Origin of the sequence: Achromobacter spanius (assembly GCF_039673305.1) — a bacterium.
In the GTDB taxonomy this organism is placed as follows: Bacteria; Pseudomonadota; Gammaproteobacteria; order Burkholderiales; family Burkholderiaceae_B; genus Achromobacter; species Achromobacter spanius_F.
Genome location: NZ_JBDJLJ010000004.1, coordinates 1 through 26,019 on the forward strand (window position 1 = coordinate 1; position 26,019 = coordinate 26,019).

Genomic DNA, 26,019 nt, shown 5'->3' on the forward strand with positions numbered 1-26,019 from the left:
GGGCTGGACCAGGCTCAGGCGCACAGGCTCGCCGCGGCCGCTGCGCGCGTGCCGGTCCAGGGCCGCGCCGGCGGCCTGCGCGGCGTACAGCGCGGTGGCGATGTCGGCCATCAGCAGGCCGATCCGCCGGGGTTCGCCGGCGGGTGTCTGGTTGGCGTACATCAGGCCGCTGTCGGCCTGCATCACCGAATCCGAGGCCGGCGCGTGCGCGCTGGGGCCGTCTTCGCCATACCCGCTGATGGACACGTACACCAGGCCGGGGCGGCGGTCGGCCAGCGCTTCATATCCCACGCCCAGCCGCTCGGCGACGCCGGGCCGGAAATTCTGGATGACGAGGTCGGCGCGTTGCGCCAGGTCCGCCAGCAAGGCCTTGCCGCGCGGCTGGCGCGCATCCAGGCACACGCCGCGCTTGCCCACGTTGTAGGCGATGGATAGTGCGCTGTGGCCGTCGCGCACCACGCCGACGTGGCGGCCCCAGTCTCCGTCCGGCGGCTCCACTTTCACGACGTCCGCGCCCTGCTGCCACAGCAGCTGCGCGCAGTACGGGCCCGCGATTCCCTGGCTGATGTCCAGCACGCGCAGGCCTGCATAGGGGCCGGTGGTCGGGTCGATCGGGGAAGTGGGCATGGGCGGCTGGGAAGCTTGGGAGATGGGGTCGATGCTAGACTCGGCCGGAGCATTGGACAATCCACCTGTTTGTGCCTTGAATGGTGAACCATGATTGACAATATGCCGGACCTGAACCTGGTCAGACTGTTCGTGGCCATGGTGGAGTCGCGCAATCTCAGCGCCGCCGCGCAGCGCTGCGGCATGACGCGGTCGAACATGTCGCATCGGCTCAAGCGGCTGGAGCTGGACCTGGGCGCGCAGCTCTTCCGGCGCACGACCCGCCACGTCGAACTGACCCAGGCCGGCCAGCTGCTCTACCAGCACGGCATCCGGCTGCTCGACGAAATGCGTTCGGCGCAGGCCGCCATCGACAGCCTGGACGGCGCCGTGCGGGGCGACGTGCGCATCCGGCTGCCCACGGGGCTGGGCCATCTGTATCTGGCGCCCGTGCTGCTCGACTTTGCGCGCGCCTATCCGGACATTGCGCTGCGCGTGCATATCAACGACGGCATCGGCGACCTGATTTCCGCCGAGGTCGACCTGGCGCTGAAGATCACTTCGCAGCCGCCCGAAGACCACGTCGCGCGCCGCCTGTGCGGCATCCAGTGGTGCCTGTGCGCATCGCCCGCCTTCCTGGCGGACAACGGGCAGGTAGAGGGCATCGAGCAGCTGGGACGCTGCGGCCTCATCGCGCCGCAATCGCTGGGCCGCCGCTTCGACCTGCGCCTGAAGCAGGCACAGGGCGATCCGCTGATCCTGCGCGTGGCGCCCAGGCTGCAGTCGGGCGATTACCCGTTCCTGCGCGACGCCGTCCTGGCGGGGCTGGGCGTGGCCTTGCTGCCCAGGTATGCCGTATGGAGCCAGCTGCGCGACCAGGAACTGCTTGAGGTGCTGCCGGCGTTCGAGCCCGAAGGCGTGGGCGACGCGATCTATCTCTTGACCGCGCCCAACCGCTTTCCTTCCATGGCCACGCGCGTGCTGGCGGATTTCATCCGCGAGCACATCGAACGCCACGCGGGGGATTGGGGCAGGATCCCCGCCGGCGCGGCGTGAGACTGATCCCGCGGTGTCACGCCGCGCGCCGGCTTGCGGCGTCGATCGCGGCGCGCAGGTCGTCGGGATGCACCATCAGCGCGCGGACCTGGCGCAGCAGCGGATACTGGTTGAGCACCGCGCCCCACCTGGGCGATGCCACGAGTTCAAGCCAGATAGGCTCAAGCGCCAGCGCCTGCGCATCCTGTCCATCCGCAAGCCGGCTGGCGAATTCCAGGCTGGCCGGGGCCGACAACAGCTGCATCCGGCTGGCCGCGCCGAGCAGGCGGGGCACGGTTTCCGCGGGAGCATCGCAGAAGTAGAGGACCGTGGCGGCCAGGGCGGCTTCGTCGGTCTTCAGCGCGGATAGCGAAGCGCCGTGCAGCAGCATCGTTCCCTGCCGGCTGCCGAACGCATAAGCCGTGTCCTCATCGGCCTTCGCAAGCAGGCGCAAGCCGCGCACGAGGCGCGGCAGGTCCGTGGTGGCGGCATCGACGGAGGCCTTGGCTTCCACGAGAAGGCGTACCTCCCAGGCCGCTCCGGCACGGGCCGCCCCGGCATGGGCCGCCCCGGCATCCCCCGCTTGCCGCAGCAGTGCGACGTCCCACTCGGTCTTGGCGCGTTCCGGGTCGCCCGGCATCGACGATGGCACGCGCAGCGAGGTCGCCACGCGATAAGGCTCGCCTTCGTCCTTGGCCAGCACGCGGGCCAGCGTGTCGAGCGTCGTTGCAGCCATGGCTTCGACGGCGTCGCCGCGGCGGCGCGATGTCGCGCCTTGCTCGGCGGCCTGGGCGCTGCCCGGACGCGGACCCTGTCTGTCCCACAGCGCCTGATACCGCTGCACCAGCGGGTCCGAGGCCAGTTCGTCCAGCCGCTTCAGGCGCGCCAATGCGGGATCGTTTTGTAGTCGCACAAGGCCCTGCCGTATCGGCGTATCGACGACCGCATCAGGCATGGCAAGGAGGCGGGCCGCCTGATCCGCCAATACGGTCCAGGATGCCGACGAAGCCGCTGCATGCAGCTGCGCCAGCGCATCAGGGATGGGGCCGGGCGAAAGGCTGCGCCGCTTGCCGGGATGGGCAAGCGCATCGACGGCGGTGCGGACTGCGCGGCGGTCGCGGCCGGCATGCGCGCAGAGCGACGCGTGCTCGCGCACCCGCGGCGCGCGGTGCCGCAGCACCATGGCCTGGAAGACCGCATCGCCGTTCGGTTCGCGCAGGGCGGTGCGGATCAGGCACGCAAGCGCGCCGATGAAGAGGCGGCGGGGCGCGGCTGCGGGCGCCTCGCCGCGCGCGAGGCTGGCGCGTGCCTGCTCGATGGCGATTGCCAGCGCGGTCGATGGATCGGATTCCTGCATCCCGGGCGTCGGGTCAGGCAGGTCCTGCAAGCGATAGCGGCGCGCGACGATGCGCAGCGTGTGGTCCAGCAGGGATGGCGTCAAGGACTGGGGCATGAAGGATCCGGTGCAGGGCCGCCGCCTGCCGGGTGCGGCTACCAGGGGACGAGCGACAGGGCGACAGAGACGACGACAACCAGGACAACAAGAGTCAGGATGTGCTTGGTGCGCATATTTTCTCCTTTAAGCCAGCTTTCGACACTACCGGCTAATGACGCCATCGTCTGCAACGGAATCTTGAATTCCACATCGGATGGTTTCGCGATGCCTGGCGCGAGCGGCGGCGGCGCGCCTTCGGGGTATAACGAAAGCACGGCGGCCGCGAGGGACACTCGCGCCGCGCCCCGACGGGAGCGTGCCATGCGCGACATCGTGCAATTGCGTCCGGAAGGCCTGTATTGCCCGGCCGGCGATTTCTACATCGATCCCTGGCGTCCGGTGGACACGGCCGTGCTGACCCACGGCCACGGCGACCACGCGCGGGTGGGAATGGGCTGCTACCACACCAGCGCCGAGGGCCTGCCCATCCTGCAGTGGCGACTGGGTGAGCAGGACTACCGCGTCCACGGCTATGGCGAGGCCTTCACGCTGGGCCGCGCCCGCGTGTCGCTGCATCCGGCGGGGCATGTGCTGGGGTCAGCTCAGGTCCGCATCGAGGCCGACGGGCAGGTGTGGGTCGTGTCGGGCGACTACAAGCGCCAGCCCGACCCCACCTGCAGCCCGTTCGAAGTCGTCGCCTGCGACACCTTCATCACGGAGGCCACCTTCGGGCTGCCGATCTACCGGTGGCCAAGCGCGGCCGACGTCGCGCGCGACATCGTGCAATGGCGCGACCATTGCGCCGGACGCGGCGAGGCCGCCATTCTCTACTGCTATGCGTTGGGCAAGGCGCAACGGGTCCTGGCTGAACTGAAGCCCTTCATCGACCGTCCGGTCTGCCTGCATGGCGCCATCGCGGCAGGGGTCGACGTCTACCGGCGCGCGGGCATCGACATGGCCGACACGCGGCTGGTCATCGATGCGGACGGTGCGCCGCCGGCGCCGGGTACGGGATTTGCTGGGGAGCTGATCCTGGCGCCGCCGTCGGCGGCGGGCAGCGCGTGGCTGCGGCGGTTTCGCAAGGCGCAGCACGGCTTCGCGTCGGGCTGGATGCGGCTGCGCGGCAACCGCCGCCGGCGCAACATGGACCGCGGCTTTGTCGTGTCCGACCATGCGGACTGGCCGGACCTGCTGCGCACGATCCGCGAGACCGGCGCGCGGCGCGTGATCGCCACGCACGGCGATACCGACGCGCTGGTGCGCACGCTGAACGAGTCCGGCGTTGCGGCAGAGACGCTCGCCACGCAGTACGGAGAAGACGACTAGGGCCTGTGCGAGGCTCTTCAGGATCAACAGGCCCCGGGACCCCTACATGAAGCGATTCGCGGCGTTGTATCAGGAACTGGACCGCAGCACCGCCACCTTGGACAAGCGTGCCGCGCTGGTGGCCTACTTCCGCGATGCGCCGCCGCGCGACGCCGTGTGGGCGCTGTATCTGCTGGCTGGCGGCAAGGTCACGAGCGCGCGCAGGAAGATCGCGGGGGTGGCGGAACTGCGGGCCTGGGCGGCCGCCGCATCGGACACCGCGCCATGGCTGGTGGACGCCAGCTACGATCAGGTCGGCGACCTGGCCGAGACGCTGGCGCTGCTGATTCCCGACCCGGTCCACGCGGCGCCCGAGCGTGGGCTGGCGGACTGGATCGAAGAGGTCCTGGCGCCGGTGGCCAACCGCGACGAAGCCGAACGCCGCGACGTCGTCGTGTCGGCCTGGCTGGGCCTGCCGTTCGAGGAACGCCTGGTCTTCAACAAGCTGCTGACCGGCGCGCTGCGGGTCGGCGTGTCGCAGCGCATGGTGCAGCAGGCCCTGGCTGAAATGTCGGGCGTGCCGATCGCGCGGATCGCGCAGCGCATGCTGGGCGCATGGGCGCCCAATCCGGCTTTCCTGCGCGACCTGCTGAGCGCCGAGGAACTGCCGGGCGACCGCCAGCAGCCCTATCCCTTCTTCCTGGCGTCGCCGCTGGACGGTGAGCCCGCGCTGCTGGGACCCATCGGCGACTGGCTGCTCGAATGGAAGTGGGACGGCATTCGCGCGCAACTGATACGGCGCCGCGGGGAAGTTGCGCTGTGGTCGCGAGGCGAGGAGCGCCTGGACGGCCGGTTTCCCGAAGTCGAGGCTGCGGCGGCCGCGCTGGACGCCGACTGCGTGCTGGACGGCGAATTGCTCGCCTGGCGGGACGACGACGTCGAGCCCATGCCGTTCGCCGCGCTGCAGACCCGCATCCAGCGCCTGAAGCCCGGGCCCAAGTGGCTGGCCGACGCGCCGGTGCGGATGCTGGCGTACGACCTGCTGGAACTGGACGGAGCGGACTTGCGGGACTTGCCGCAGGCACGGCGCCGCGAACAACTGGAAGCGCTGCTGCGGCGGCATCCCGATCCGCGCCTGCGGCTGTCGCCGGTGATCGCGCCGCACAGCTGGGACGAGGCGCACACGCTGCGCGCCGAATCGCGCGAGCGCGGCGTCGAAGGCTTCATGCTCAAGCGCCGGACCGCCGGCTACCAGAGCGGCCGGCGGCGCGGCGATTGGTGGAAGTGGAAGATCGATCCCCTGACCATCGACGCGGTGCTGCTGTATGCGCAGTCCGGCCACGGCCGCCGCAGCACGCTCTACACCGACTACACCTTCGGCCTGTGGCAGGGCGACGCGCTGGTGCCCATCGCCAAGGCCTATTCGGGCCTGGACGACAAGGAAATCCTGGAACTGGACCGCTGGCTGCGCGCACATACGCGCGAGCGCTTCGGCCCGGTGCGGTCTGTCGAGCCGGTGCAGGTGTTCGAGCTGGGCTTTGAAGGCGTCAACCTGTCCAGGCGGCACAAGTCCGGCGTGGCGGTGCGCTTTCCGCGCATCCTGCGCTGGCGGCGCGACAAGCCCGCCGACCAGGCCGATCAGCTCGACACGCTGAAGGCGCTGGCGCGATGAGCGCGGCGCCTCGCGGCCGCGACGCGCCGCTGGCCGCCTGGTTCGCCGCGCGCGGATGGAAGCCCGCGCCGTTCCAGCGCGAGACCTGGCGGCGCTATCTGGACGGCGAATCCGGCCTGCTGCACACGCCGACCGGCAGCGGCAAGACCCTGGCGGCCTTTGGCGGCCCGCTGCTGGAAGCGCTGGCGGGCAACGCGCCGGCGCGTGCGGCGGCGGGGGAGGGGCCGCGCGTCCTGTGGGTCACGCCGCTGCGCGCGCTGGCCGCCGACACGGCGCGCGCGCTGGCCCAGGTTGCCGGCGAGCTGCAACTGGCGTGGACGGTGGCCTTGCGCACCGGCGACGCCAGCGCGCGCGACAAGCGGCTGGCCCGGCAGGGCAAGGCGGACGTGCTGGTGATCACGCCCGAGTCGCTGGCGCTGCTGCTGTCCTACGCCGATGCCTCCACGCGCTTTCGCGCCCTGCGCTGCATCGTGGTGGACGAATGGCACGAGCTCCTCGGCAACAAGCGCGGCGTCCTGCTGCAGCTATGCCTGGCGCGCCTGCGGCGCCTGTCGCCGGCAACGCGGACCTGGGGCCTGTCCGCCACGCTGGGCAATCTGGAAGAGGCGCGCGCCGTGCTGCTGCCGCATGCGCCCGACAGCCCGCTGGTTGCCGGCGCGCGGCCGCGCAGGATCCAGATATCGACCCTGCTGCCGGAGCGCAGCCGCGCATTGCCGTGGGCCGGCCACCTGGGGCTGTCCCAACTGGAGCGGGTCTTCAGGCGGCTCTTCGATGTGCGCGCCACGCTGTTGTTCACGAACACCCGCGCGCAGGCCGAACTGTGGCATCGCGCGCTGGAATCGATCTGGCCCGAGGATCCCGCCACGCTGGCGCTGCATCACGGCTCGCTGGACCCCAAACTGAGGGCTGCGGTGGAACAGGGCCTGCGCGAAGGGACGGTGCGCTGCGTGGTGGCCACATCCAGCCTGGACCTGGGCGTTGATTTCCCCGCGGTGGACCAGGTGCTGCAGATCGGCAGCCCCAAGGGCGTGGCCCGCCTGCTGCAACGCGCCGGCCGGGCCAGACACCGGCCGGGGGAATCCGGCAACGTCGTCTGCGTGCCGGCGCAGGCCCTGGAACTGATCGAATACGCCGCGGCGCGCCAGGCGATCGCGCGCGGCGAGATCGAATCGCGGGTGCCGCCGGTCGGCAGCCTGGACGTGCTGGCCCAGCATGCGGTGACGCTTGCGCTGGGCGGGGGATTCGAGGCCGCCGCGCTGTACGACGAGATCCGCGGTACGCATGCCTATGCCGGGCTGGACGCCGCCAGCTGGCAGGCGGTGCTGGATTTCATCGTGCAGGGCGGCCGCGCCCTGGCCAAATATCCCGACTTCCAGCGCGTCGTGCGCGACGACGACGGCTGCTACCGCGTGCACGACCGGCGCATCGCGTTCCGTCATCGCCTGTCCATCGGGACCATTACCGCGGATGGCGCCGTGGCCGTCAGGTATTTGCGCGGGGGAAGTCTGGGGTCGGTCGAAGAGGGGTTTCTCGCGCGCCTGCGGCGGGGCGATCGATTCCAGTTCGCGGGCCGCACGCTGGAGCTGGTGCGGCTCGAGGGCATGATCGCCTACGTACGGCGCGCCAAGGGCGGGGACGGCCCGGTCGCGACCTGGCAGGGCGGCCGCATGCCCTTGTCCACGCAGCTCGCCGGCGAAGTGGAAAGCCTTTATGCCCATCCCGGCGCGCATCCGGAAATGCGCGCCGTGGAGCCGCTGTTGCGGATCCAGCGGGAGGCCAGCGCGTTGCCGGACCGCGGGCGGCTGGTGGCCGAACGGATCGGTACGCGGCGCGGCATGCATCTCTTCCTGTTTCCCTTTGCCGGCCGCGCCGTCCACGAAGGCATCGCTGCCATCGTCGCGCTGCGCTGGGGGCGGCGGCGCGCCAACACGTTTTCATACACCGTCAACGATTACGGCCTGATGCTCACGCTGGCCGAACCCGCCGATCTGGACGAGGCGCTGCTGCGCGAACTGATGAGTCCCGAGCGCATGGCCGACGATCTGCGCGACGGCGTCAACCTGGGCGAAATGGCGCGCCGCCAGTTCCGCGAGATCGCGCGGGTCGCCGGCCTGCTGACGCCTTCGCTGCCCGGGCAGGCGGCGCGTTCGCTGCGGCAGGTCCAGGCGTCCAGCGGCCTGCTCTACGACGTGCTGCGCCGCTACGATCCGGATCATCTGCTGCTGGCGCAGGCCGAGCGCGAGGTCTTCGAACTGCAGCTCGAAGCGCCGCGCCTGATGGCCGCGCTGCGGAACTGCCAGGATCGCGCACTGGCCTTGTGCGAGCCCCGCGCGCTGACGCCGTTGTCGTTTCCTCTGTGGACCGAAAGCCTGCGCGGTCAGCTCAGCACCGAAACCTGGCAGGCGCGCGTCCGCCGCGCCGCCGCCCAGCTGGAGAAACGCTATGCCCGGATCGCCTGAGTCCGAGGGGCTTGCGCTGTCGCTGGCCGGCGAGCACGTGGTCCTGCTTGGGGCGCGCGCGCTGCATTGGCCGGCGCGCGCCAGGCTGGTCATCGCGGACCTGCATCTGGGCAAGAGCCACGTCTTCCGGCGGCACGGCATCGCGGTGCCGCGCGGGGCCACGGGCGATGACCTGGCGCGGTTGACGGACCTGGTCGCGGCGACGGGCGCGCGGGAATTGTGGATCGTGGGCGACGTGCTGCACGGGCCAGCCTCGCGGGCCGCATGGCGCGATGCCTGGATCGCGTGGCGCCAGGAACATGCCGGCGTGGACGTGGCCGTGCTGGCCGGCAATCACGATCGGGCCCTGGATGGCGCGGCATTGGGCGTACGCCAATTGGGCGAGGCGTGCGACGACGGCCCGTTCGTGTTCCGACATCTGCCGCATCCGGACACAAGGGGGCGCCATGTGATCGCCGGCCACGTGCATCCCAAGACCCGCGCGCCGGGCGTGCCGCGAAGCTGGCCGGCTTTCTGGCTGCGGCCGGACATGACGGTGCTGCCGGCGTTCTCCGATTTCACGGGCGGTTACGCCGTGGACGCGGGCCAGGGCGACGCGCTGGTGGCGTGCGTCGACGGGTCCGCATTGCCGCTGGGCTGGACGCCGCCGCCCCATCCGCACTGAGGGAACAGGCACGGCGTTTGCTGGAAGCGGTGCATTCCCGCCGCGCGGATTCCCGCCATGACCGATACTCCCGGCTCTATACCCCTTGATGCATGTTCCTCGCTGCGGATTCGCGCGGTGCTGGCCGACGCGCATCCGCCGCTGGACCCCGCCGCATGGCTGCGCGCCCTGGTCGCCAAGGAATGCGACCGGCTTCCGTTGCCGGGTTCGGGCGCCACGCTGGACCGGTGGCGGGCGCTGGCTTGCGTGGGCGAGGCGGACCTGAGCCTTGCCAAGCTTTATGAAGGCCATACCGATGCGCTGGCGATCCTGGCCGAACTGGGGGTGCCCGAACCTGTCGATGGCGGCCTGTGGGGCGTCTGGTGCGCCGAGCCGCCCGATCATCGCGTGGAGCTCGTCGCGCTGCCGGACGGCGCCACGGCGCTGCGCGGCGCAAAGGCCTGGTGCTCGGGCGCCGCATCGCTGACGCATGCGTTGGTGAGCGGGTGGAATGCGGCCGGCGAACCTTGCCTGGCGGTTGTGGCGCTGCGTCAGGCGGGCGTGCGGGTAACGAACCAGGGATGGCGCGCGGTGGGCATGCAAGCGTCGGCCAGCGTCGACGTGGTTTTTGAGGATGTCCCTTGCACGCCCGTTGGAAACCCCGGCGCCTATGTGCATCGCCCCGGCTTCCTGCACGGCGGCGCGGGCGTGGCGGCCTGCTGGTATGGGGCCATGGTCAGCATCGCGCGCCACCTGCGCGACGCCTTGCCGGCCGATGCGGCCGATCCGCACCGGCTGGCGCACCTGGGCGCTGTCGATGTCGCGGTGGCGCAGGCGGGCGCGGTGCTGCGGGAAGCTGCCGCGCGGATCGATGCGCAGCCGCGCGATGACTGCGCGCTGGCGTGCGCCCGCGCCCGCCTGGCAGTCGAATCGGCCGCGTCGCAGGTGATGGAACGCGCGGGGCGCGCGCTGGGAGCGGGGCCGTTGTGCCGCGACGCGGGATTTGCCCGGATGATGGCGGACCTGCCGGTCTTCATCCGGCAGAGCCACGCGGAGCGCGACCAGGCCGCGCACGGCAGCGTCGTGCGCAACCAGGAGGGCGCGCCATGGGATCTATAGCCGCGGACCACTTCGAACGGCTGTATCGCGCCCATCCCGATCCGTGGCGCGTGGCCAGCGACTGGTACGAGCGCCGCAAGCGCGGCCTGTTGCTGGCCAGTCTCGGGCGCGAGCGTTACCGCCATGCCTTCGAGCCGGGTTGCGGCGAGGGGCAATTGACGCGTTGCCTGGCGCGGCGCTGCGACCGCGTGTGTGCGGTGGACGTTTCCAAGGTGGCGGTCGAGCGTTGCCGCGACCGCCTGGCCGCCGAAGGCATGAGCCACGTGGACCTCTTTGCCCTGGACCTGTCCGCCGAATGGCTCCCCATGCCGCCTGCCGGCTTCGACCTGATCGTGGTTTCCGAACTGGCGTACTACCTGGACGCCGCCGCGCTGGCGCGATTCCTGCGCGAGGCGGACGCCTCGCTCGTCCCGGGCGGGGAAATCGTGGCTTGCCACTGGCTTCCCGACTTCGATGACCGCATGCAGTCCACCGACGCCGTGCACGACGCAATCGGATCGATGGGCGAGCTGGTCCCGATCGTCCGCCACCACGAAACGCAGTTCCGCCTGGACGTGTGGCGCCGGCGCTCACCGGGAAGCAAGCCATGATCGGCGTATGCATCCCCGCGCACAATGAAGAACGTCACATCGAGGCCTGCCTGAGCGCCGCGACGCGCGCCGCGCGGCATCCGCGGCTGGCGCGGGAAGACGTGCGCATCGTCGTGGTGCTGGACCATTGCCGCGACCGCACCGCTGAGATTTCGGCCGCCTGGCCCGTGCATTGCCTGGCCATCCAGGCCCGCAACGTGGGCATTGCGCGCGCGCTGGGCGCCCGTCATCTGCTGGACGCCGGCGCGCGGTGGCTCGCGTTCACCGATGCCGACAGCCGCGTGTCCGCGAGCTGGCTGGCCGATCAGCTTTCGCTGGACGCGGAAGTCGTCTGCGGCACCGTGTCGGTGTCGGATTGGAGTGAGCATGGCGTCCACGCGCGGCGCGCGCGCAGCGCATTCGCCCGGCACTACCAGGACCGCGACGGCCACCGCCATGTGCACGGCGCCAACCTGGGCGTGGCGGCCAGCGTCTACCAGCGGATCGGCGGCTTCGCCGCGCTCTCGTGCAGCGAGGACCAGGCGCTGGTCGACAGGCTGGAGCAGGGCGGCGCCCGCATCGCCTGGACGTGCCTGCCGCGCGTCACCACCAGCGCCCGGCCATACTCGCGCGTTGAAGGCGGGTTCGCAAGCGCCCTGCGAGCGGGGGCAGGCGCGGCCGGCTAGGCGCGGCCGGCTAGGTGCGGCCGGCCAGATTGCATTCATTGCAGACGCAGGAAGAAACGTGCCGGTTCTTCAGCAAGCCGCGTTCCATCCCGGCGCGGCCTATCTTTCCGGCGGTTTGTGCGCCACCGCAACCGCCACCGCGCCGCAGGGCAGCCGGTATTTCCCGCCGCCCAGCCACGTCACGAGTTCGCCCGTGGGCAGGGTGCATACGTATTTCGGAACAGAGCCTGCGTCCTGGTTGCGTTTTGCGATCAAACGCCTTTCTACGCGGCATGTTGAACGATCGGGGAGTTTCACGATTACATCGGACAGCCTGGATCCCGAAGCCATGTTGATCTCCTGAATGTCGTGTGTCGTTGTGCCGGATGCGGCCCTTCCGGGTTCGTGGCCCGTTTGTGACCGCATGGCCTCCATTCTTAGCATTCGGACCGCTTTTGGCCTATCCGCCTTTCAGCGAGTTGACGCTTGCCCGGATGCATTGGATTGGCGTGCGGCACAGCACTTGCTGCCGCATCGGCGTGGGTCGGAAGGACGACACAGATCGGTCTGCTCCGTACCCGCGCAACATGTGAAACCTGCAACGGGAGAGACGACATGAATAGAGATCCGAGGAATCCATCGCGATACAGCGGCGACCGGGAACCCTGGCGCGACCCGGCGCCATCCTTCGGTTACCAGGGCGAAGGAACCCGCCAGGGCGCAGGCGGTGCGCGCAACAGCCGAGAACCGGTGCGCAGCCGCAGCGCCGATCCCGGCCAGAGCAGCTATGGCGGCTTTTCGAACGAAGACCCCTCGTTCCAGCGCCAGCAGGTCTATGGCTCCCGGGAACGCGCATACGATGGCCCGACCTCGTTCGGCGACGACGAAGGCGGCTATTACGGCGACCGCCCGTCCGGACGCGAAGAACCGATGTCGTTCGAAACCGCGGAGCGCGGCGGCTACGGCCGCGGCATGACGGCGTGGCGCGACCGCGGTTCGCGCCGGACCGATCCCAAAGGCTACATCCGCTCGGACGAGCGGGTTCGCGAGAACGTGTGCGAGTCGCTGGCGCACAGCGGCCTGGATGTCAGCGATGTATCCGTGGCCGTCGTGGACGGCAAGGTCGTGCTCGAAGGCACGGTGCCGGACCGCCGCACCAAGCATGACGTCGAGGACTGCACGGTGGAGTGCGCCGGCGTGAAGGACGTCGAGAACCGGATCCGCGTCGGCGCCGCCGCGCCGGCCGGCCAATCGAATACGGGGACGCCGCAAAGCCCGACGGAATGACGGGTGTGCAGCGAAGCCATAAAAGACAAGGAGCAGGACCATGACCAAGACGAAGGAAGACGCTGGCAAGGAAACGCCGAACCGCAGTGCCGACGACACACCGCGCACGTCGCAGGCGAGCCACGGCGATACCCAGAATCGCAGCAAAAAAGAGGGCCACGTATCGCAGATCGGCACGGGCCAGGATCAGCAGAGCCAGCGCAATCGCGGCCAGGGGGCGCGCAGCAAACCCTGAGCCGTCCCCCCATCCCCCGAACCAGTATGCATGCATGGATATGCAGGCACTGTGGGACCTTCTGCAATGGCCCGCCATGGCGGCGTCGCTGGCCGCCGCCTGGCTGGTGGCGTCCCGGGTGGCGGCCCGGCGCAGCGCCGGATTCTGGGTGTTCCTGCTGAGCAATGCCCTGTGGGTGGCATGGGGTTGGCATGATGGCGCCTACGCGCTTATTGCGCTGCAACTGGGCCTGGCCGTGCTGAACGTGCGCGGCGTCCTGAAAAATGAGTCGTAGGTCTTCCTGCGCCTTGACCCGAAGCCTATACTTTTTGTTCATGCACGCGCCGGCGCACGACAAGGGCGTATGCCGCTACTCCCCGCGCGGTGTTTGCCGGACACAACAGGTGCTCAGGGTCATGGCCCCTATCCCGGGAGGCTGCTTCCATGTCGCGCCAAAACCCAAAGGCGGCTTGCTTTAGACGCTGTTTGTGTATGCATCACCTCCAAGGAGATGTGTGATGAACAAACTGTCCAGCAGCTCCCTCGACGACCTCAAGGCCTCGGCAAGAGGCCAGGTCCTGGCGCCCGGCGATGCCGGCTACGACGACGCCCGGAAAATCTGGAATGCCATGGTCGACCGCCGGCCCGCCGTCATCGTGCGGTGCGCGGGCGCGGCCGACGTGCGCCGCGCGGTGGATTTCGCGCGGGAGAACAAACTGATGCTGTCGGTGCGCGGGGGCGGCCACAATATCGCCGGCACCGCCGTCTGCGACGGCGGGTTGATGATCGACCTGTCGCCGATGAAGTCGGTGCGGATCGATCCCGCGCGCGCCAGGGCCTATGTCGAGCCCGGCGCCACCCTGGCCGACTTCGACCACGAAGCCCAGGCGTTCGGCCTGGCGGTGCCCCTGGGCATCAACTCCACCACCGGCGTGGCCGGCCTGACCCTGGGCGGCGGCTTCGGCTGGCTGACCCGCCGTTTCGGCATGACCATCGACAACCTGCTGTCGGCCGACATCGTCACCGCCGACGGCAAGATGGTGCATGCCAGCGAAGACGACAACCCGGACCTGTTCTGGGCGATCCGCGGCGGCGGCGGGAATTTCGGCGTGGTCACGATGTTCGAGTTCAAGCTGCATCCCGTGGGGCCGCAGGTGTATGGCGGGCTGGTCGTGCTGCCGCTGGAACAGGGCAGGGACGCGCTGGCGAAGTATCGCGAGGCCCTCAAGACCATGCCCCAGGAATTGACGGTGTGGGCGGTGCTGAGGCTGGCGCCGCCGCTGCCGTTCCTGCCGGAGTCGGTGCACGGCAAACCCATCATCGCGTTTGCCGCCTGCTACACGGGCGACCTGGCCAAGGGGCCGCAAGCCGTTGAGGTGGTGCGGGGGCTGGGCAAGCCGTATGGCGAACACCTGGGACCGATGCCGTACGCGGCCTGGCAGCAGGCCTTCGATCCCCTGCTGACGCCGGGCGCGCGCAACTACTGGAAATCGCACAACATCGGCGAGCTCGAAGACGGCCTCATCGATGCCGTCGTCGCGTCGGTGCAGGGCGTGCCGTCGCCGCAGTGCGAGATCTTCTTCGGCCATATCGGCGGCGTGGCGATGGGCGTCCCGCCGACGGCGACGGCGTATCCGCACCGGTCGGCGCAGTTCGCCATGAACGTGCATGGACGCTGGGACGACCCCAAGGACGACGACCGCTGCATCGCCTGGGCGCGGGATATCTTCCGCGCCACCGAGCCGTTTTCGCAGGGCGGCGTGTACGTCAATTTCCTGACGCAGGACGAGACGGCGCGCGTGGGCGCGGCCTATGGGGACAACTTCGACCGGCTGGTCCAGGCCAAGACCCGCTACGATCCGCAGAACCTGTTCCGGCACAACCAGAACATCAAGCCCGCGGCCCCTTGACGGCAGGCCCGGCGCATCAGCCGGGCCGTCGCGCTTTCGAGAGCGAACGGCCCTGCTGCTTGCGCCGCCAGATCAGGACGCCCGTCACCGATAGCATGACGACGACCAGTCCCAGCGCGCTGGCGAAGATCCGGTAGGGCAGGCCGAACACATGGGCCATGTGCAGCGCGCCCAGCCAGTTGCTGAAGGTGTCGCCCCACGCGCCCCGCGTCGGTAGATAGACGCCGCGCCGTTCGCCGGTATTGGCGTCGATCAGGATGGCGGTGTTGCCCACGTGCCGGCGCAGGTCGGCGTCGCTGTGCGCCAGGTAGGCGTACAGGCCGCGGCGCCGGTCCAGCATCAGCGATTCCTCGCCGTCCACCGTGAAGCCCCGTTCTCTTGCCAGGTCATCCATGGCGCGGCGCGCGGCCGCCAGCGCCGCCTGCCCTTCCAGCGCGGGCGCGGACACCGGCGCGGGCAGCACGGGCGCGCCGCGCCAGGAGGTGTCGAAGGGCATGATGGTCGACATCACGGGCATGTACACCTGGTTGCGCAGGTTGAACATGACGCTGGACCAGGCATACACCAGCAGCAGGGCCCATAGCCACAGACTGAAGGCGCGATGCAGGTCGAGCGTGCGGCGGGACGCGGATGCCTGCGGCTTGATCAGCCAGGCGGGCCGCCACGTGCGCCAGAAACCCTTGCGCCGCGCGCCCGGCGCGGGCAAGGTCAGGTAGAAGCCCACGACGCAGTCCAGCGTCCAGATCAATGCAATGACGCCATACAGCAGCCGGCCCCATACGCCGGGCAGCGTCAGGTCCAGATGCAGGCGGTAGATGAAGGGCAGCAGATTCTCGCGGGCCAGCGACTGCGCGTTTTCATCGCGCCAGCCCAGCACCTTGCCGCTGTAGGGATCGGCGAAGGCGTGCGTCGCAGGCAGCGGCAGCGGACGGCCGGTGGCCGGGTCCGGCCTGGGCGCCAGCCGGAACACGACGGCGCGGCCGGCTTCGCGCCGCAGCGGCACCTGGTCGACGCTTGCCCAGGGAAGCTGCCGGCGCACGGCGTCGCGCAGCGCGAAGGGGTCCAGCATCTCGCGCCCCTGGGCGGGCGCAAGAAAGAGCCGCGGATTCAGCCACGTGTCCAGCTCTTCCTTGAACGCCAGGATGCTGCCGGTCAGGCCGGCCACGCACAGGAAGAGGGCGGTGGCCAGGCCCGCCCACCGGTGCACGCGGACCCAGAACGGGCGCGCCGCGAGGCTCATCGCCGGCTCAGTACTTCGCGCGCAGGGTCAGCAGGAAGGCCTGCGGCTCGCCGAAGATGTTCTGCGAACGCGGCGAGCTGATGGTCGCGTAGTACTTGCGGTCGAACAGGTTGGTGATGTTGAGCGCGACGTCCAGGTTGCGGTTGATCTCGTAGCCGAACTTCAGGTCCACCGTCGCGTAGCCGCCCTGTTCGAGCCGCGCGCCGTTGTACTGGGGGAACGCCACGTAGGTGCCGCTTTGCACGTTGACGCCGCCGCCGATGGTGTAGCGGTTCCAGTCGCCGGGCAGGCGGTAGTCGGTCCAGAGGCGCAGCAGGTGGCGGGGCGCCACGGCGGTCACGTTCGAATCGTACGAGGCGCTCTGGTCCACGCGCGCCTGCAGCCAGGTGTAGCCGGCATAGACGTTCCAGCCCGGCCGGATCTCGCCGTTGACCTGCAGCTCGAACCCGCGGTTGCGCGTCTTGCCGTTGGCCGTGTAGACGGTGGTGGAGTCCGGCGCCAGCGTGGCGCGGTTCTGGTCGCGGATCTCGAAGACCGCGAACGACGCATTGAGCGCGCCGTCCAGGTATTCGCCCTTGATGCCGGCCTCGACCTGCTTGCCTTCCAGCGGCTTGAGCATGTTGCCGTCGGCCGTGGTGTAGCCGTTCTGCGGCGTGAAGATCTCGGAGTAGCTGGTGTAGACCGAGTAGGTCTCGTTCAGGTCGTAGATCAGGCCGACGTTGGGCGTGAATTTGCCGTTGAACCGGGCGTCCTGCGATTTTTCGCCGGCCAGCGTGCGCTGGGTGGAGGTCAGGTCCCACCAGCTGAAGCGGCCGCCGGCCACCAGCGTCAGCGGTTCGGCCAGTTGCAGGCGCAGGTTGGAATAGATGCCCCATTGCTTGGTGCGCGCATGGTTGCCATTGTTGAAGGCGTAGTCCAGGCGGTCAAAGTCCGAGCGCGGCCGCGTGATGTCGATCAGCGGCGCCCAGTTGGGCGTGGGGTAGTTCCACTCGTTGTCGAAGCGCGAGTCGGTGTAGTTGGTGCCCAGCGTCAGGTTGTGCTTGCGGTCGAACAGCTGGAACGGGCCATCGGCGTAGGCGTCGTAGGAGGATTGCGTCTGGCGGGTGGGGCCCTTGGCCGACAGCAGCTGGATCAGGTCGTTCGACGTGTTGGCCGGCCCCCAGCCGTAGGCCTGCTCGCGGTCGAGCTTGTTTTCGGCATAGCGGCCGGACAGCTTGGCCGTCCACCCGTTGCCCATCCGGTGCTCCACGTCGGCGAATGCCTCGTTGGACGTGAACTGGTCGCGGTTCCAGTCCGCGCCCAGGAAGGTCGAACGCTTGATGTCGGCCAGCGAGAAGCTGGGCTGGCCGCCGGGGCCGACGGTCATGTAGGCCGGGATCGACCACATCGACGCGTGGATGTCGCGTTTCTGGCTGCTGCCGCCCACGGTCAGCGTGGTGCTGGGCGTGAAGTCATAGGCCAGCGCGCCGTACAGCACGGAATGCTGTTCGTTGGTCTTGTCGTAGAAGAAGCGGCGGTCCTGGTACACCCCGACCAGCCGCCCGCGCAGCGAACCGTCTTCGTTCAGGCCGCCCGTCAGGTCCACCTGCGAGCGGTAGTTGTCCCACGAGCCCGCGGACACGCTGCCCTCGAATCCGAATTCCTTTTCCGGCCGCTTGTGCACCAGATTGATGGCGCCGCCCAGGCCGCCCGCGCCGTTGTAGAGGCCCGCCGGGCCCTTGAGCACCTCGACCCGGTCATAGACGGCCAGGTCGCTGGACGACAGCATGCGCCAGTCGTATTGCGTGGGGATGCCGTCGATCTGGTACGACGTCATGTCGAAGCCGCGCGAATGGAAGATCGAGCGGCTGTTGTCGCGCCGTTCGACCGTGACGCCGGCCGTGTTGCGCATGGCGTCGTCCAGCGTCTGCATCGCCTGCTGGCGCATACGCTCCTGCGTCACGATGCTGATCGACTGCGGGATCTGCCGCTGCGTCAGCGGCGTCTTCGAGCCGACGGTGGTCGGCGGGTTGTAGCGCTCGGCCGCCGATTCCCCGGTCACGGTGACGGGAGACAGCGTGCTGACGGGCGCCGCGGCGGGGCGGATGACGAAGTGGCGCTCGCCGGTCTGTTCGGCGACCAGGCCGCTGCCGGCCAGCAGGGCGGCGAATCCGTCCGCGACCGAATAGCCGCCGCGCAGCGCCGGCGCCTGCCTGCCGGCCGTCAGGGCCGGGTCGAATGACAGCGTCACCCGGGCGGCCCCGGCGTATTGGTTGAGCGCGGATTCCAGCGGCGCGGCGGCCTGTTCGACCGTCACGCGGGTGGGCTGGGCGTAGGCGGCGGGCGCGAGCGCCAGGGCCGCGCACAGCGGCAGGAGACGGAACAGGCGAGGCGTCGGAAGACGGGTGGGGCTGGGCATGGCGGATGCGGTCCTGGTTCAAACTGGGGTTGTCATTCCCTATGTCGAACGAGGCCGCCAAAACCCGTAAGGCCGGCGACAAAAATTTTGTAACTGCATTCAGGCGGGCAGCACGCGCGTCCAGAGTCCCGTGTAGCGCTGGATCCGCATCGGCAGCGCGCGGCTCAGCGTGTCTAGCGCGCCCGGCACGTCGTCCAGCAGGAACACGCCCGACACGCGCAGGTCCGCCACCGCCGGATCGCAGCTGATCCAGCCGCGCTGATAGCGGGACAGCTCGGCCAGGAAGTCCGCCAGCCGCATGCCGCGCACGGTCAGCACGCCGTTGGCCCAGCCGTCGGCGTCGAAGGCCGCGGCCGGTTCGCGGCGCGCATCGTGATCGCTGACCCGGTAGCGCGCGCCGGGGTCGGCGAGGATCTCGCGGCCATGCAGCGGCGCAATGCGCAGGTCGCCGCGCAGCAGTTCCAGCAGCGTCGCGTCGCCCAGCTGGCGCAGCACGAAGCGCGCCCGGGTGCCGGTGAAGCAGGCCTGGCGCGTGCGCACTTCCCAGGCCGCGTCCGGACCGGTGTCCATGCGCAGTTCGCCGGCAAGCAGGGTCAGGCGACGGCCGCCGGGATCGGCGCGGACGGCGGAGTCGGTGTTCAGCCACAGTTCGGCGCCGGCGGCCAGCGCATAGCGGCGCTGCTCGCCCACGCCGCTGCGGTAGTCGGCGGTCATGCGTTCCCAGGTCCCGTCGCGCCAGGCCAGCGTGGCGCCGGCCCCCGCCACGCCCAGGGCCAGCATCGCCAGCGCCTGGCGGCGGCCCCGGTTGGGGGCGGTGCGCAAGGCCGACGCCGCCGCGGCGGACGCCGCCGTGGATCCCGACACGGCGCGCATGTCGGACTCGATGGCCTGCAGTTGTCGCCAGACGCGTTCGTGTTCGGCGTCGGCCTCGCGCCAGCGCCGGCAGGCGTCGTGTTCGGACGCGTCGGCGTGGCCGGAATTCAGGCGCACCGCAAAGGAAATGGCGCGCTCCAGCACGGCCGCGCGGTCAGCCATAGCGCAGCTCGTAGCAGTGGCGGATGGCGGCGGCCATGTATTTTTCGACCGAGCTCAGGGACACGCGCAGCGCGGCGGCAATGTCGGGATAGGTCATGCCGTCCAGCCGCGACATCAGGAACGCCGCCTTCGCCTTGGCGTTCAGGCCGTCCAGCATGTGGTCGATGCGCACGAGGGCCTCCAGCAGCAAGGCGCGCGTCTCGGGCGACGGGGCATGCTGCTCGGGCAGCAGGGCAAGCTCGTCGAGGTAGGCGCGCTCGAGCTTGCGCCGGCGGATATGGTCCACGGCCAGGCCGTGCGCCAGCGTGGTCAGGTAGGCCCGCGGCTCCTGCAGGCCGCCGGCGCGCTCGGGCGCGGCCAGCAGGCGGTGGAAGGTGTCCTGCGCGATATCGGCCGCATCGAAGCCGCATCCCAGCTTTTTCCGCAGCCAGTTCACCAGCCAGCGGTGATGATCCACGTAGAGTGCGCGCACATGGTGGTGATCCGGCGCCAGGCTGCGAGTCATGGAAGTGCGATGGAAGAGGGCCGACGGAAATCCCGAGCGTGTCGAGATTGAGAATGGTTCTTATTGTATCAGCGGAATCGCGCCCGCAGTAGGCCGGCGCGCGGGACCGCGGCGGCGCCGCGCAAAATCCCACCATCGCCCATAACTATTGCGACGTCGCCGCAGAATCGGGCGGGCCTGGCCGCTCCTACACTTTCCCGCAGGCTGGCGTTCGACCAGCAATCGACCGGAAATCCGCAAGGAAGGGGAAGTTGCCATGATCCACCGTTACGTGCGCCGCGCCTGCGCGGCATTGTTCTGCGCCGCCGCCGCGATGTCCGGCGCCCACGCCGCAGCCGAACTCAAGGGGCCGATCCGGATCGTCGTCGGCTACCCGCCGGGCGGCGCCGCCGACGCCGTGGCCCGCGTCTATGCGGACAAGCTGCGCGAGGCCCTGCAGCTCTCCGTGGTCGTGGAAAACCGCCCGGGCGCGGGCGGGCAGATCGCGGCGCAGACGTTCCTGTCGGCCCCGAAAGACGGAACCATGCTGCTCGTCGCCAACAGCCACATGATGTCCACGCTGCCGCTGACGATCCCCTCCGTGAAGTACGACCCGGTCAAGGATTTCGCGCCGATCGGCAAGATGGCCGGGTTCGAGCACGTGCTGGCCGTGGGGCAGGGCGTCGCCGCCAGCACGCTGGATGAATACATCGGCATGACCCTGAAGAACGCGAACGCCGGCATGTTCGGCATTCCCGCGCCGGGCAGCGCGCCGCAGTTCATCGGCTACACCCTGGCGCAGAAGAACAAGGCGCCGCTGGTGCCCGTGCCTTACAAGGGCGGCGGCCCGCTGGTCGCCGACCTGCTGGGCGGGCACGTGACCGCGGGCATCGACGCGCTGGGCGGCATGGTGGAACACCATCGCGCGGGCCGGCTGAAAATCCTTGCCATCACGGGCCCGCGCCGCATGGACGCGTTGCCCGACGTGCCCACCTTCACCGAACTGGGCTACCCGTCGCTGGACACGTCGGGCTGGGTCGGCCTGTTCGCGCCGCGCGGCACCGACAGCGCCATCATCGACCGGGTGAACCAGGCGCTGACGGCCATTTCGTCCCGGCCCGAGATCCAGGCCGCGCTGCTGCCCATCGGTTTCGTGCCGGCCAGCAGCACGCCGGCCGGCCTGCAGGATGCGGTCGAGCAGGACCTGGCCATCTGGGGGCCCGTCATCAAGGCTTCGGGCTACCAGGCGCAATAGGAAACGGCCGCCATGTTCGACACCCTGGAAACCCAGCACTATTTCGCGCCGGACTACGATGCGGCGCGCCAGAAATTCCTGGCCGCGTGCCGCCTGTGCGATCTGCCGGTCGAGTCCTGGCGGCATCCGCTGGACGGCCCCGGCGGCGCGCCGCTGCACACGGACGTGGCCCGCATCGGCCCGCGGTCCGCGAAACACGTGCTGGTGCTGACGTCCGGCGTGCATGGTCCCGAACTGATGGCCGGTTCCGGCTGCCAGGTAGGCTGGCTGCTGCGCACCGGCGGCATGGGGCTGCCGGCGGACACGGCGGTGGTGCTGGTCCACGCGATCAATCCCTGGGGCGCGGCGCATTTGCGGCGCTACACCGACGGCAATGTGGACCTGTGCCGCAACTACGTGGATTTCAGCCTTGAGCAGGGTTGCGCGCAGGGCTACGAGGCCCTGCATGCCGCCGTCGTCGCCGATCCGCGGGATGCCGGCGCGGTGGAGGCCGCGGATGCCGTGCTGGCGCGATTCCAGCGGGAACACGGCACGCCCGCGCTGTACGCCGCGCTGATGGCCGGGCAGTATCTCTACCCCGACGGCATGGGCTTTGGCGGGTCCGGTCCGGACTGGTCGCGCACGACAATGGAGCGCATCCTGCGCGAGCACGCGGGCGCGGCGCAGCGCGTCAACCTGGTGGACTACCACACCGGCCTGGGTGCGTATTCGTACGGCTGCGTGGTGGCGCTGCAGAGCGGCGCGGCGCTGGACCGCGTGCGCCGCGTGTTCGGCGAGTGGGTGCTGGCGCCCCTGTCCACCACAAGGGTCGAGGACAGGGTGCCGGTCACCGGCCACACCACGCCGGGCTACGAACAGATCCTGTCCCAGGCGCGCGTGATGGCGCTGGTGCTGGAATACGGCACGTACGCGCAGGAGCAGATGCTGGAACTGCTGCTGGCCGATCATCGGCAGACCTTCGGCGGCGCGCGGGCCGGCCACGCGGGCAGCGACGCGCGCCAGGGGCTGCTGCGGTTCTTCTATCCCGATGACCCGCGGTGGAAGCGGGCCGTGTTCGAGCGTTCGCAGCAGGTCATCGCGCAGGCGATGTCGGACCTGATGCAGGACTGAGGCGGGCCGGCCGGGGCGGGCCCGCCGTTGGCGGCGGGCCGTTCAGGCAAGCGCCTTTTCGCCTCGGGCGAGCAACGTGCCGAACGTGGCGCTGTCGATATTGGCGCCGCAGATGATGATGCCGACCCGCTTGCCCTGCAACCGTTCACGCAGTGGCCCCAGCACCGCCGCCAGGGCCGTGGCGGCCGCCGGCTCCACGGCGAGCTTGCCGTCCCGGAACTGCACGGCCAGGGCGCGGCAGATGTCGTCGTCGCTCACGGTGACCAGGTCGTCCAGGTATTGGCGGCACAGGCCATAGGCCACGGGCAGGGTCATCGGCGGCGCCAGGCTGTCGGCGATGGTGACGGGCGGCGGGTTCATGCGCACGGGCTCGCCCTTGGCGAAGCTCAGGCTCATGACGTTCGCGCCTTCGGGCTCCACGCCATAGACCTGGCAGCGCGGCATCACGGTCTTGATGGCGGCGGAAACGCCGCTGGCCAGGCCGCCGCCGCCGATCGCCACGACGACGGCGTCCAGGTCGGGCGCCTGCGCGGCCAGTTCCAGGCCGAGCGTGGCGGTGCCCAATGACGTGTGCTCGCCTTCGAACGGGTGGATCATGGCGCGGCCTTCGTCGGCCATGATGCGCTCCATTTCGGCGAACGCGGCGGCGCCGTCGGCGGCCAGGACGATTTCCGCCCCGTAGCTGCGCGCGACCGCCAGGCGGCGGGGATTGGCGCTGGCCTGCACCACCACCTTGGCGCTGACGCCGACCGCCTTGGCGGCGAAGGCCGCAGCGATGGCATGGTTGCCCGCGCTGACGGCCGTGATGCCCCGGGCGCGCTGTTCCGGCGTTAATTGCATCGCCACGTTGAGCGCGCCGCGCGCCTTGAACGTGCCGGTCTTCTGAAAGAGTTCCAGCTTCATCAGCACCTGGGTCGACGGGTCCAGCAGGCGATGCAGGTCGGGTCCGCCCAGCGGCGCGACGGGCGTCTGGTGGATGTGGGGGGCCAGGGCGGCGGCGACGCCGCGCATGGCATCCAGGGTCAGGGTGTGGGTCATGGCGTTATCTCGGGGCAATGGAAGGTAAAGGTTGCGCAACGGCGCGGGCGGCGGCTCAGGCGCGCAGGGCGACGGCTTCGATCTCCACCAGCGCGCCCGGCACCATCAGGTCGGCGCGCACCGTGGAGCGGCTGGGCGGCGTGCGTCCGGCCAGCGCGTCGGCGTACGCGGCATTGAATGCCGGGAAATCATCGCTGCGCGCCAGCCATACAGTGGTCTTGACCACGTGGTCCAGCGACAGGCCCACCGGCGCCAGCGCGGCCTCGATGTTGCGCAGGCACTGGCGGGTCTGTTCGGCGACGCCGCCGGCCACCAGCGTGTAGCCGCTGGCGAAGGCCATCTGCCCGGACACGTAGACCAGGTCGCCGGCGACGCGCGCCGGTGAGAAATGCGGCGCCTGGGCGGGGAAGGCTTGCGGGTCGGAGGCAGGTAGCGTCGGCGTCATGGGCGGCTGGCGGCGCCCGCCAGCCTGGCGCGCACCGCTTGAAGTCAGAGGGAACTTCGATGATGCGCAGGCAGGCGGCGCGGCGCTTTTGCGCGGGCATTGCATTGCTTATGCGCGATGCGACGGGAATGCCGCCTCAGCGACCCGGGCGCATCGCGCTGGGCAGCACGCCGAAATGGCGCTTGAAGGCCGTCGTGAAGTTGCCGGGGTGCTGGTATCCCATTTCGAAGGCCACCTGGGTGACCGGCAGTCCCTCGTTGACCAGCAGGTCGCGCGCGCGTTCCATGCGCGCGTTCTCCATGTAGCCGCTGATCGTCGTGCCGTGCGCCGCCTTGAAGATGCGCATCAGCTTGGCCTGGTGCGTGCCGACCTCGCGGGCAAGCCGGCCCAGGCTGGGCGGTTCGCCGAGCATCGCGTCGAGCATGTCGCGCGCCTGCATGGCCATGCGCCGGTCGCGGGGGCGCAGGTCCGAAGGGGCGCCGGCCGGCGCATCGGCGCGGATCTGGTGGAAAAACCGCCCCAGGATCTCCAGCGCGCGCGCCTCGATCAGCATGATCTGCGACGAGCCGCGGAAAAAGTCGTCAAGGATCGCGCTGCCCGCCTGGCGCATTTCCCATTGCAGGGGCAGGTCGAAGCTGTAGAAGCAGTCCTCCTGGCCATTCAGGAAGCGGGCGATCGGGGCGGGCAGCGACCTGTCCAGGCCGAATTCTTCGTTCAGGAAGTCCGCCGTGCAGGCCACGGTGACGGACTGTTCCGCGATGCCGGCGTCGAAGCGTTCGATCTTGGGTTCGCCGCGCGGGTGGATCAGCGCGGAGCAGGTGGCGATGCCCACGGACTGGCCGCACTGCGTGCCGATGCCCACGCGGCTGGCGCCCGCCAGCCGCGTATGGATCTTGATGACGCCGCCGCCCGTGATCGTTTCGGTGGATGGGTCCGCATGCCGCATGTTCGACGCGCTGACGGACATGCCCGAGCCCACATGCAGGTAGGCGCGTTCGCCGCTCACGCCGGCCAGCGGCGAGTGCGCGCGCATGACGCGGCGCTTGCCGAAAACGCGGTCCTGGACGATGTCGTAGCCGGTGGGCGGGGCGCCGGCGACGCCTGGCTGCGTGTCGGCGCGGGCAATGGCATGCATGCGTATGTCTCCTGGTTGAGGGACGTTAGCACAAGGCGTGCGCGCCCGGAACGGCCGGCAGGCCGCCGCGGTCAGTCGCTTGCGGCCTGGCTTTGCAGCTGGTGTTCGATCTTCGCCTTCAATGCCAGCAGGTCCGAGGCATGCCGCCGTTCCACCGCGGATACGGCCTCATCCGTAATCAGGCTGAGGTTCAGCGCCAACGCCTGGCAGCCCTGGCCCTGCAACGGCGCGGACATCGCGACCACGCCGGGCTGCCAGGACGCCAGGCAATATCCCTGCGCCGACACCTTGGCGACCGCCTGGTCGATGTCGGCGCGGATGGGCTTCCAGGAGCCGCTGCGGTAGCCGCGCCTGATCCGGTCCAGGAGCGCCTCGCGCGCGCTGGCGTCCAGGGTCGCCAGATAGGCGCGGCCCAGCGACGTCAGTTCGATCGGGACGCGCTGGCCGGCCACGATGGTCCGCAGCGAGGCCTTGCGGTTGTAGCGGATCGATTCCAGGTAGACCATTTCGGCGCGGTCGGCGCTGGCCAGGCCCACGTTCATCCGCAGCTTGTTGGACGTGTCGCGCATGAGCGGGGTGGCCGCCCGAAGCACCGGGGACGCAGCGCGCATGGCGTGCCCCAGGCTGAGCACCGGCGCGGCCAGCCGGTAGGCGCGCGCGGCCCGGTCGTGGTCGAGGAAGCCGCTGGTGACCAGCGTCTGGGTCAGGCGGCTGACGGTGGCGGCGGACAGGCCGGTGCGCTCAGCCAGTTCGCCGTTGCCCAGCAGGTCGGTGCCGGGCCTGAACGCGCGAAGAATCTCCAGGCCGCGCTCCAGCGAGCGGTTCTGGCTGACGCCGGAAAAGCGCCGGCTCGCGCCGGACGCGGCATCGGACTGCGGTGTAGCGTGCATGCAATTCCACTCTATGGAAATGGGGCGATGTCTTCGCCCACTTTAACGCCTACCGTGTAGCCATTGCCAG

General features: G+C 69.9%; 26 protein-coding genes. 15 read left to right on the plus strand and 11 right to left on the minus strand.

The features are described from left to right. The coding region (locus ABE485_RS05300; RefSeq protein WP_346513990.1) for a CoA transferase at positions 1-627 on the minus strand (627 nt) is incomplete at its 3' end. 90 nt (positions 628-717) lie between these two features. Here ABE485_RS05300 and ABE485_RS05305 point away from each other — a divergent pair. Next, positions 718-1,662, plus strand: coding sequence for a LysR family transcriptional regulator (locus ABE485_RS05305; RefSeq protein ID WP_346513991.1), 945 nt, complete (start codon positions 718-720; stop codon positions 1,660-1,662). 16 nt (positions 1,663-1,678) lie between these two features. Here ABE485_RS05305 and ABE485_RS05310 read toward each other — a convergent pair whose 3' ends face one another. Further along, positions 1,679-3,094, minus strand: coding sequence for a 3-deoxy-D-arabino-heptulosonate 7-phosphate synthase (locus ABE485_RS05310; RefSeq protein WP_346513992.1), 1,416 nt, complete (start codon positions 3,092-3,094; stop codon positions 1,679-1,681). 38 nt (positions 3,095-3,132) lie between these two features. Then, positions 3,133-3,399, minus strand: a complete 267-nt coding sequence (locus ABE485_RS05315) for a hypothetical protein (protein WP_346513993.1) — start codon at positions 3,397-3,399, stop codon at positions 3,133-3,135. On the opposite strand from ABE485_RS05315, the gene ABE485_RS05320 reads away from it, so the two are divergent. From ABE485_RS05320 to ABE485_RS05375, 12 genes are all read left to right on the plus strand, one after another. Further along, positions 3,398-4,402: a ligase-associated DNA damage response exonuclease gene (locus ABE485_RS05320; RefSeq protein ID WP_346513995.1), complete on the plus strand. Its 1,005-nt coding sequence runs from the start codon at positions 3,398-3,400 to the stop codon at positions 4,400-4,402. The genes ABE485_RS05315 and ABE485_RS05320 overlap by 2 nt on opposite strands. A 46-nt stretch (positions 4,403-4,448) precedes the next feature. Next, positions 4,449-6,053, plus strand: coding sequence for an ATP-dependent DNA ligase (locus ABE485_RS05325; protein ID WP_346513996.1), 1,605 nt, complete (start codon positions 4,449-4,451; stop codon positions 6,051-6,053). Beyond that, entirely contained in the window at positions 6,050-8,512 is a 2,463-nt protein-coding gene (locus ABE485_RS05330) for a ligase-associated DNA damage response DEXH box helicase (protein WP_346513997.1), read from the plus strand. The genes ABE485_RS05325 and ABE485_RS05330 overlap by 4 nt, the downstream gene beginning before the upstream one ends. After that, complete coding sequence (gene pdeM / locus ABE485_RS05335) at positions 8,496-9,176, plus strand: ligase-associated DNA damage response endonuclease PdeM (RefSeq protein WP_346513999.1); 681 nt, start codon at positions 8,496-8,498, stop codon at positions 9,174-9,176. Before ABE485_RS05330 ends, pdeM begins: the two co-directional genes overlap by 17 nt. 57 nt (positions 9,177-9,233) lie before the next feature. Next, complete coding sequence (locus ABE485_RS05340) at positions 9,234-10,274, plus strand: acyl-CoA dehydrogenase (protein ID WP_346514000.1); 1,041 nt, start codon at positions 9,234-9,236, stop codon at positions 10,272-10,274. Beyond that, positions 10,262-10,864, plus strand: coding sequence for a class I SAM-dependent methyltransferase (locus ABE485_RS05345; RefSeq protein WP_346514001.1), 603 nt, complete (start codon positions 10,262-10,264; stop codon positions 10,862-10,864). The genes ABE485_RS05340 and ABE485_RS05345 overlap by 13 nt, the downstream gene beginning before the upstream one ends. Then, positions 10,861-11,529: a glycosyltransferase gene (locus ABE485_RS05350; RefSeq protein ID WP_346514003.1), complete on the plus strand. Its 669-nt coding sequence runs from the start codon at positions 10,861-10,863 to the stop codon at positions 11,527-11,529. The genes ABE485_RS05345 and ABE485_RS05350 overlap by 4 nt, the downstream gene beginning before the upstream one ends. Positions 11,530-11,587: 58 nt before the next feature. Further along, complete coding sequence (locus ABE485_RS05355) at positions 11,588-11,872, plus strand: hypothetical protein (RefSeq protein ID WP_346514005.1); 285 nt, start codon at positions 11,588-11,590, stop codon at positions 11,870-11,872. Positions 11,873-12,123: 251 nt separating this feature from the next. Then, entirely contained in the window at positions 12,124-12,795 is a 672-nt protein-coding gene (locus ABE485_RS05360; protein ID WP_346514006.1) for a BON domain-containing protein, read from the plus strand. Positions 12,796-12,835: 40 nt separating this feature from the next. Then, positions 12,836-13,030, plus strand: coding sequence for a hypothetical protein (locus ABE485_RS05365; RefSeq protein ID WP_346514007.1), 195 nt, complete (start codon positions 12,836-12,838; stop codon positions 13,028-13,030). 34 nt (positions 13,031-13,064) lie between these two features. Continuing rightward, the gene (locus ABE485_RS05370; protein ID WP_430795394.1) at positions 13,065-13,304 is read left to right on the plus strand and encodes a hypothetical protein; all 240 of its coding nucleotides are present in this window, start codon (positions 13,065-13,067) and stop codon (positions 13,302-13,304) included. 223 nt (positions 13,305-13,527) lie between these two features. Further along, on the plus strand, positions 13,528-14,919 hold the full coding sequence (locus ABE485_RS05375) for an FAD-binding oxidoreductase (protein ID WP_346514008.1): 1,392 nt from the start codon (positions 13,528-13,530) through the stop codon (positions 14,917-14,919). Positions 14,920-14,935: 16 nt separating this feature from the next. On the opposite strand, the gene ABE485_RS05380 is transcribed toward ABE485_RS05375, so the two are convergent. The 4 genes from ABE485_RS05380 to ABE485_RS05395 form a co-directional block, all read right to left on the minus strand. Beyond that, positions 14,936-16,159 carry a PepSY-associated TM helix domain-containing protein gene (locus ABE485_RS05380; protein ID WP_346514009.1) on the minus strand — a complete coding sequence of 408 codons (1,224 nt, stop codon included), beginning with the start codon at positions 16,157-16,159 and terminating at the stop codon, positions 14,936-14,938. A 7-nt stretch (positions 16,160-16,166) separates the two neighbouring features. Beyond that, positions 16,167-18,557, minus strand: a complete 2,391-nt coding sequence (locus ABE485_RS05385) for a TonB-dependent siderophore receptor (RefSeq protein ID WP_346514010.1) — start codon at positions 18,555-18,557, stop codon at positions 16,167-16,169. Positions 18,558-18,656: 99 nt separating this feature from the next. Beyond that, entirely contained in the window at positions 18,657-19,592 is a 936-nt protein-coding gene (locus ABE485_RS05390; RefSeq protein ID WP_346514011.1) for a FecR domain-containing protein, read from the minus strand. Further along, the gene (locus ABE485_RS05395) at positions 19,585-20,097 is read right to left on the minus strand and encodes a sigma-70 family RNA polymerase sigma factor (RefSeq protein WP_346514012.1); all 513 of its coding nucleotides are present in this window, start codon (positions 20,095-20,097) and stop codon (positions 19,585-19,587) included. The genes ABE485_RS05390 and ABE485_RS05395 overlap by 8 nt, the downstream gene beginning before the upstream one ends. 256 nt (positions 20,098-20,353) lie before the next feature. Here ABE485_RS05395 and ABE485_RS05400 point away from each other — a divergent pair, with 256 nt between their 5' ends. Further along, a complete protein-coding gene (locus tag ABE485_RS05400) occupies positions 20,354-21,331 on the plus strand; it encodes a tripartite tricarboxylate transporter substrate-binding protein (protein WP_346514013.1) in 978 nt (325 codons plus the stop codon). 12 nt (positions 21,332-21,343) lie between these two features. Further along, a complete protein-coding gene (locus ABE485_RS05405; RefSeq protein WP_346514015.1) occupies positions 21,344-22,441 on the plus strand; it encodes a DUF2817 domain-containing protein in 1,098 nt (365 codons plus the stop codon). A gap of 42 nt (positions 22,442-22,483) precedes the next feature. Here ABE485_RS05405 and ABE485_RS05410 read toward each other — a convergent pair whose 3' ends face one another. The 4 genes from ABE485_RS05410 to ABE485_RS05425 all read right to left on the minus strand — a co-directional run bounded on the left by ABE485_RS05410 (position 22,484) and on the right by ABE485_RS05425 (position 25,949). Further along, positions 22,484-23,479, minus strand: coding sequence for a threonine/serine dehydratase (locus ABE485_RS05410; RefSeq protein ID WP_346514016.1), 996 nt, complete (start codon positions 23,477-23,479; stop codon positions 22,484-22,486). Between the two features lie 55 nt (positions 23,480-23,534). Continuing rightward, complete coding sequence (locus ABE485_RS05415) at positions 23,535-23,924, minus strand: RidA family protein (protein WP_346514017.1); 390 nt, start codon at positions 23,922-23,924, stop codon at positions 23,535-23,537. A gap of 136 nt (positions 23,925-24,060) precedes the next feature. Next, complete coding sequence (locus ABE485_RS05420; protein WP_346514018.1) at positions 24,061-25,059, minus strand: helix-turn-helix transcriptional regulator; 999 nt, start codon at positions 25,057-25,059, stop codon at positions 24,061-24,063. A 71-nt stretch (positions 25,060-25,130) separates the two neighbouring features. After that, complete coding sequence (locus ABE485_RS05425) at positions 25,131-25,949, minus strand: IclR family transcriptional regulator (RefSeq protein ID WP_346514019.1); 819 nt, start codon at positions 25,947-25,949, stop codon at positions 25,131-25,133. Between the last annotated feature and the right edge of the window lie 70 nt (positions 25,950-26,019).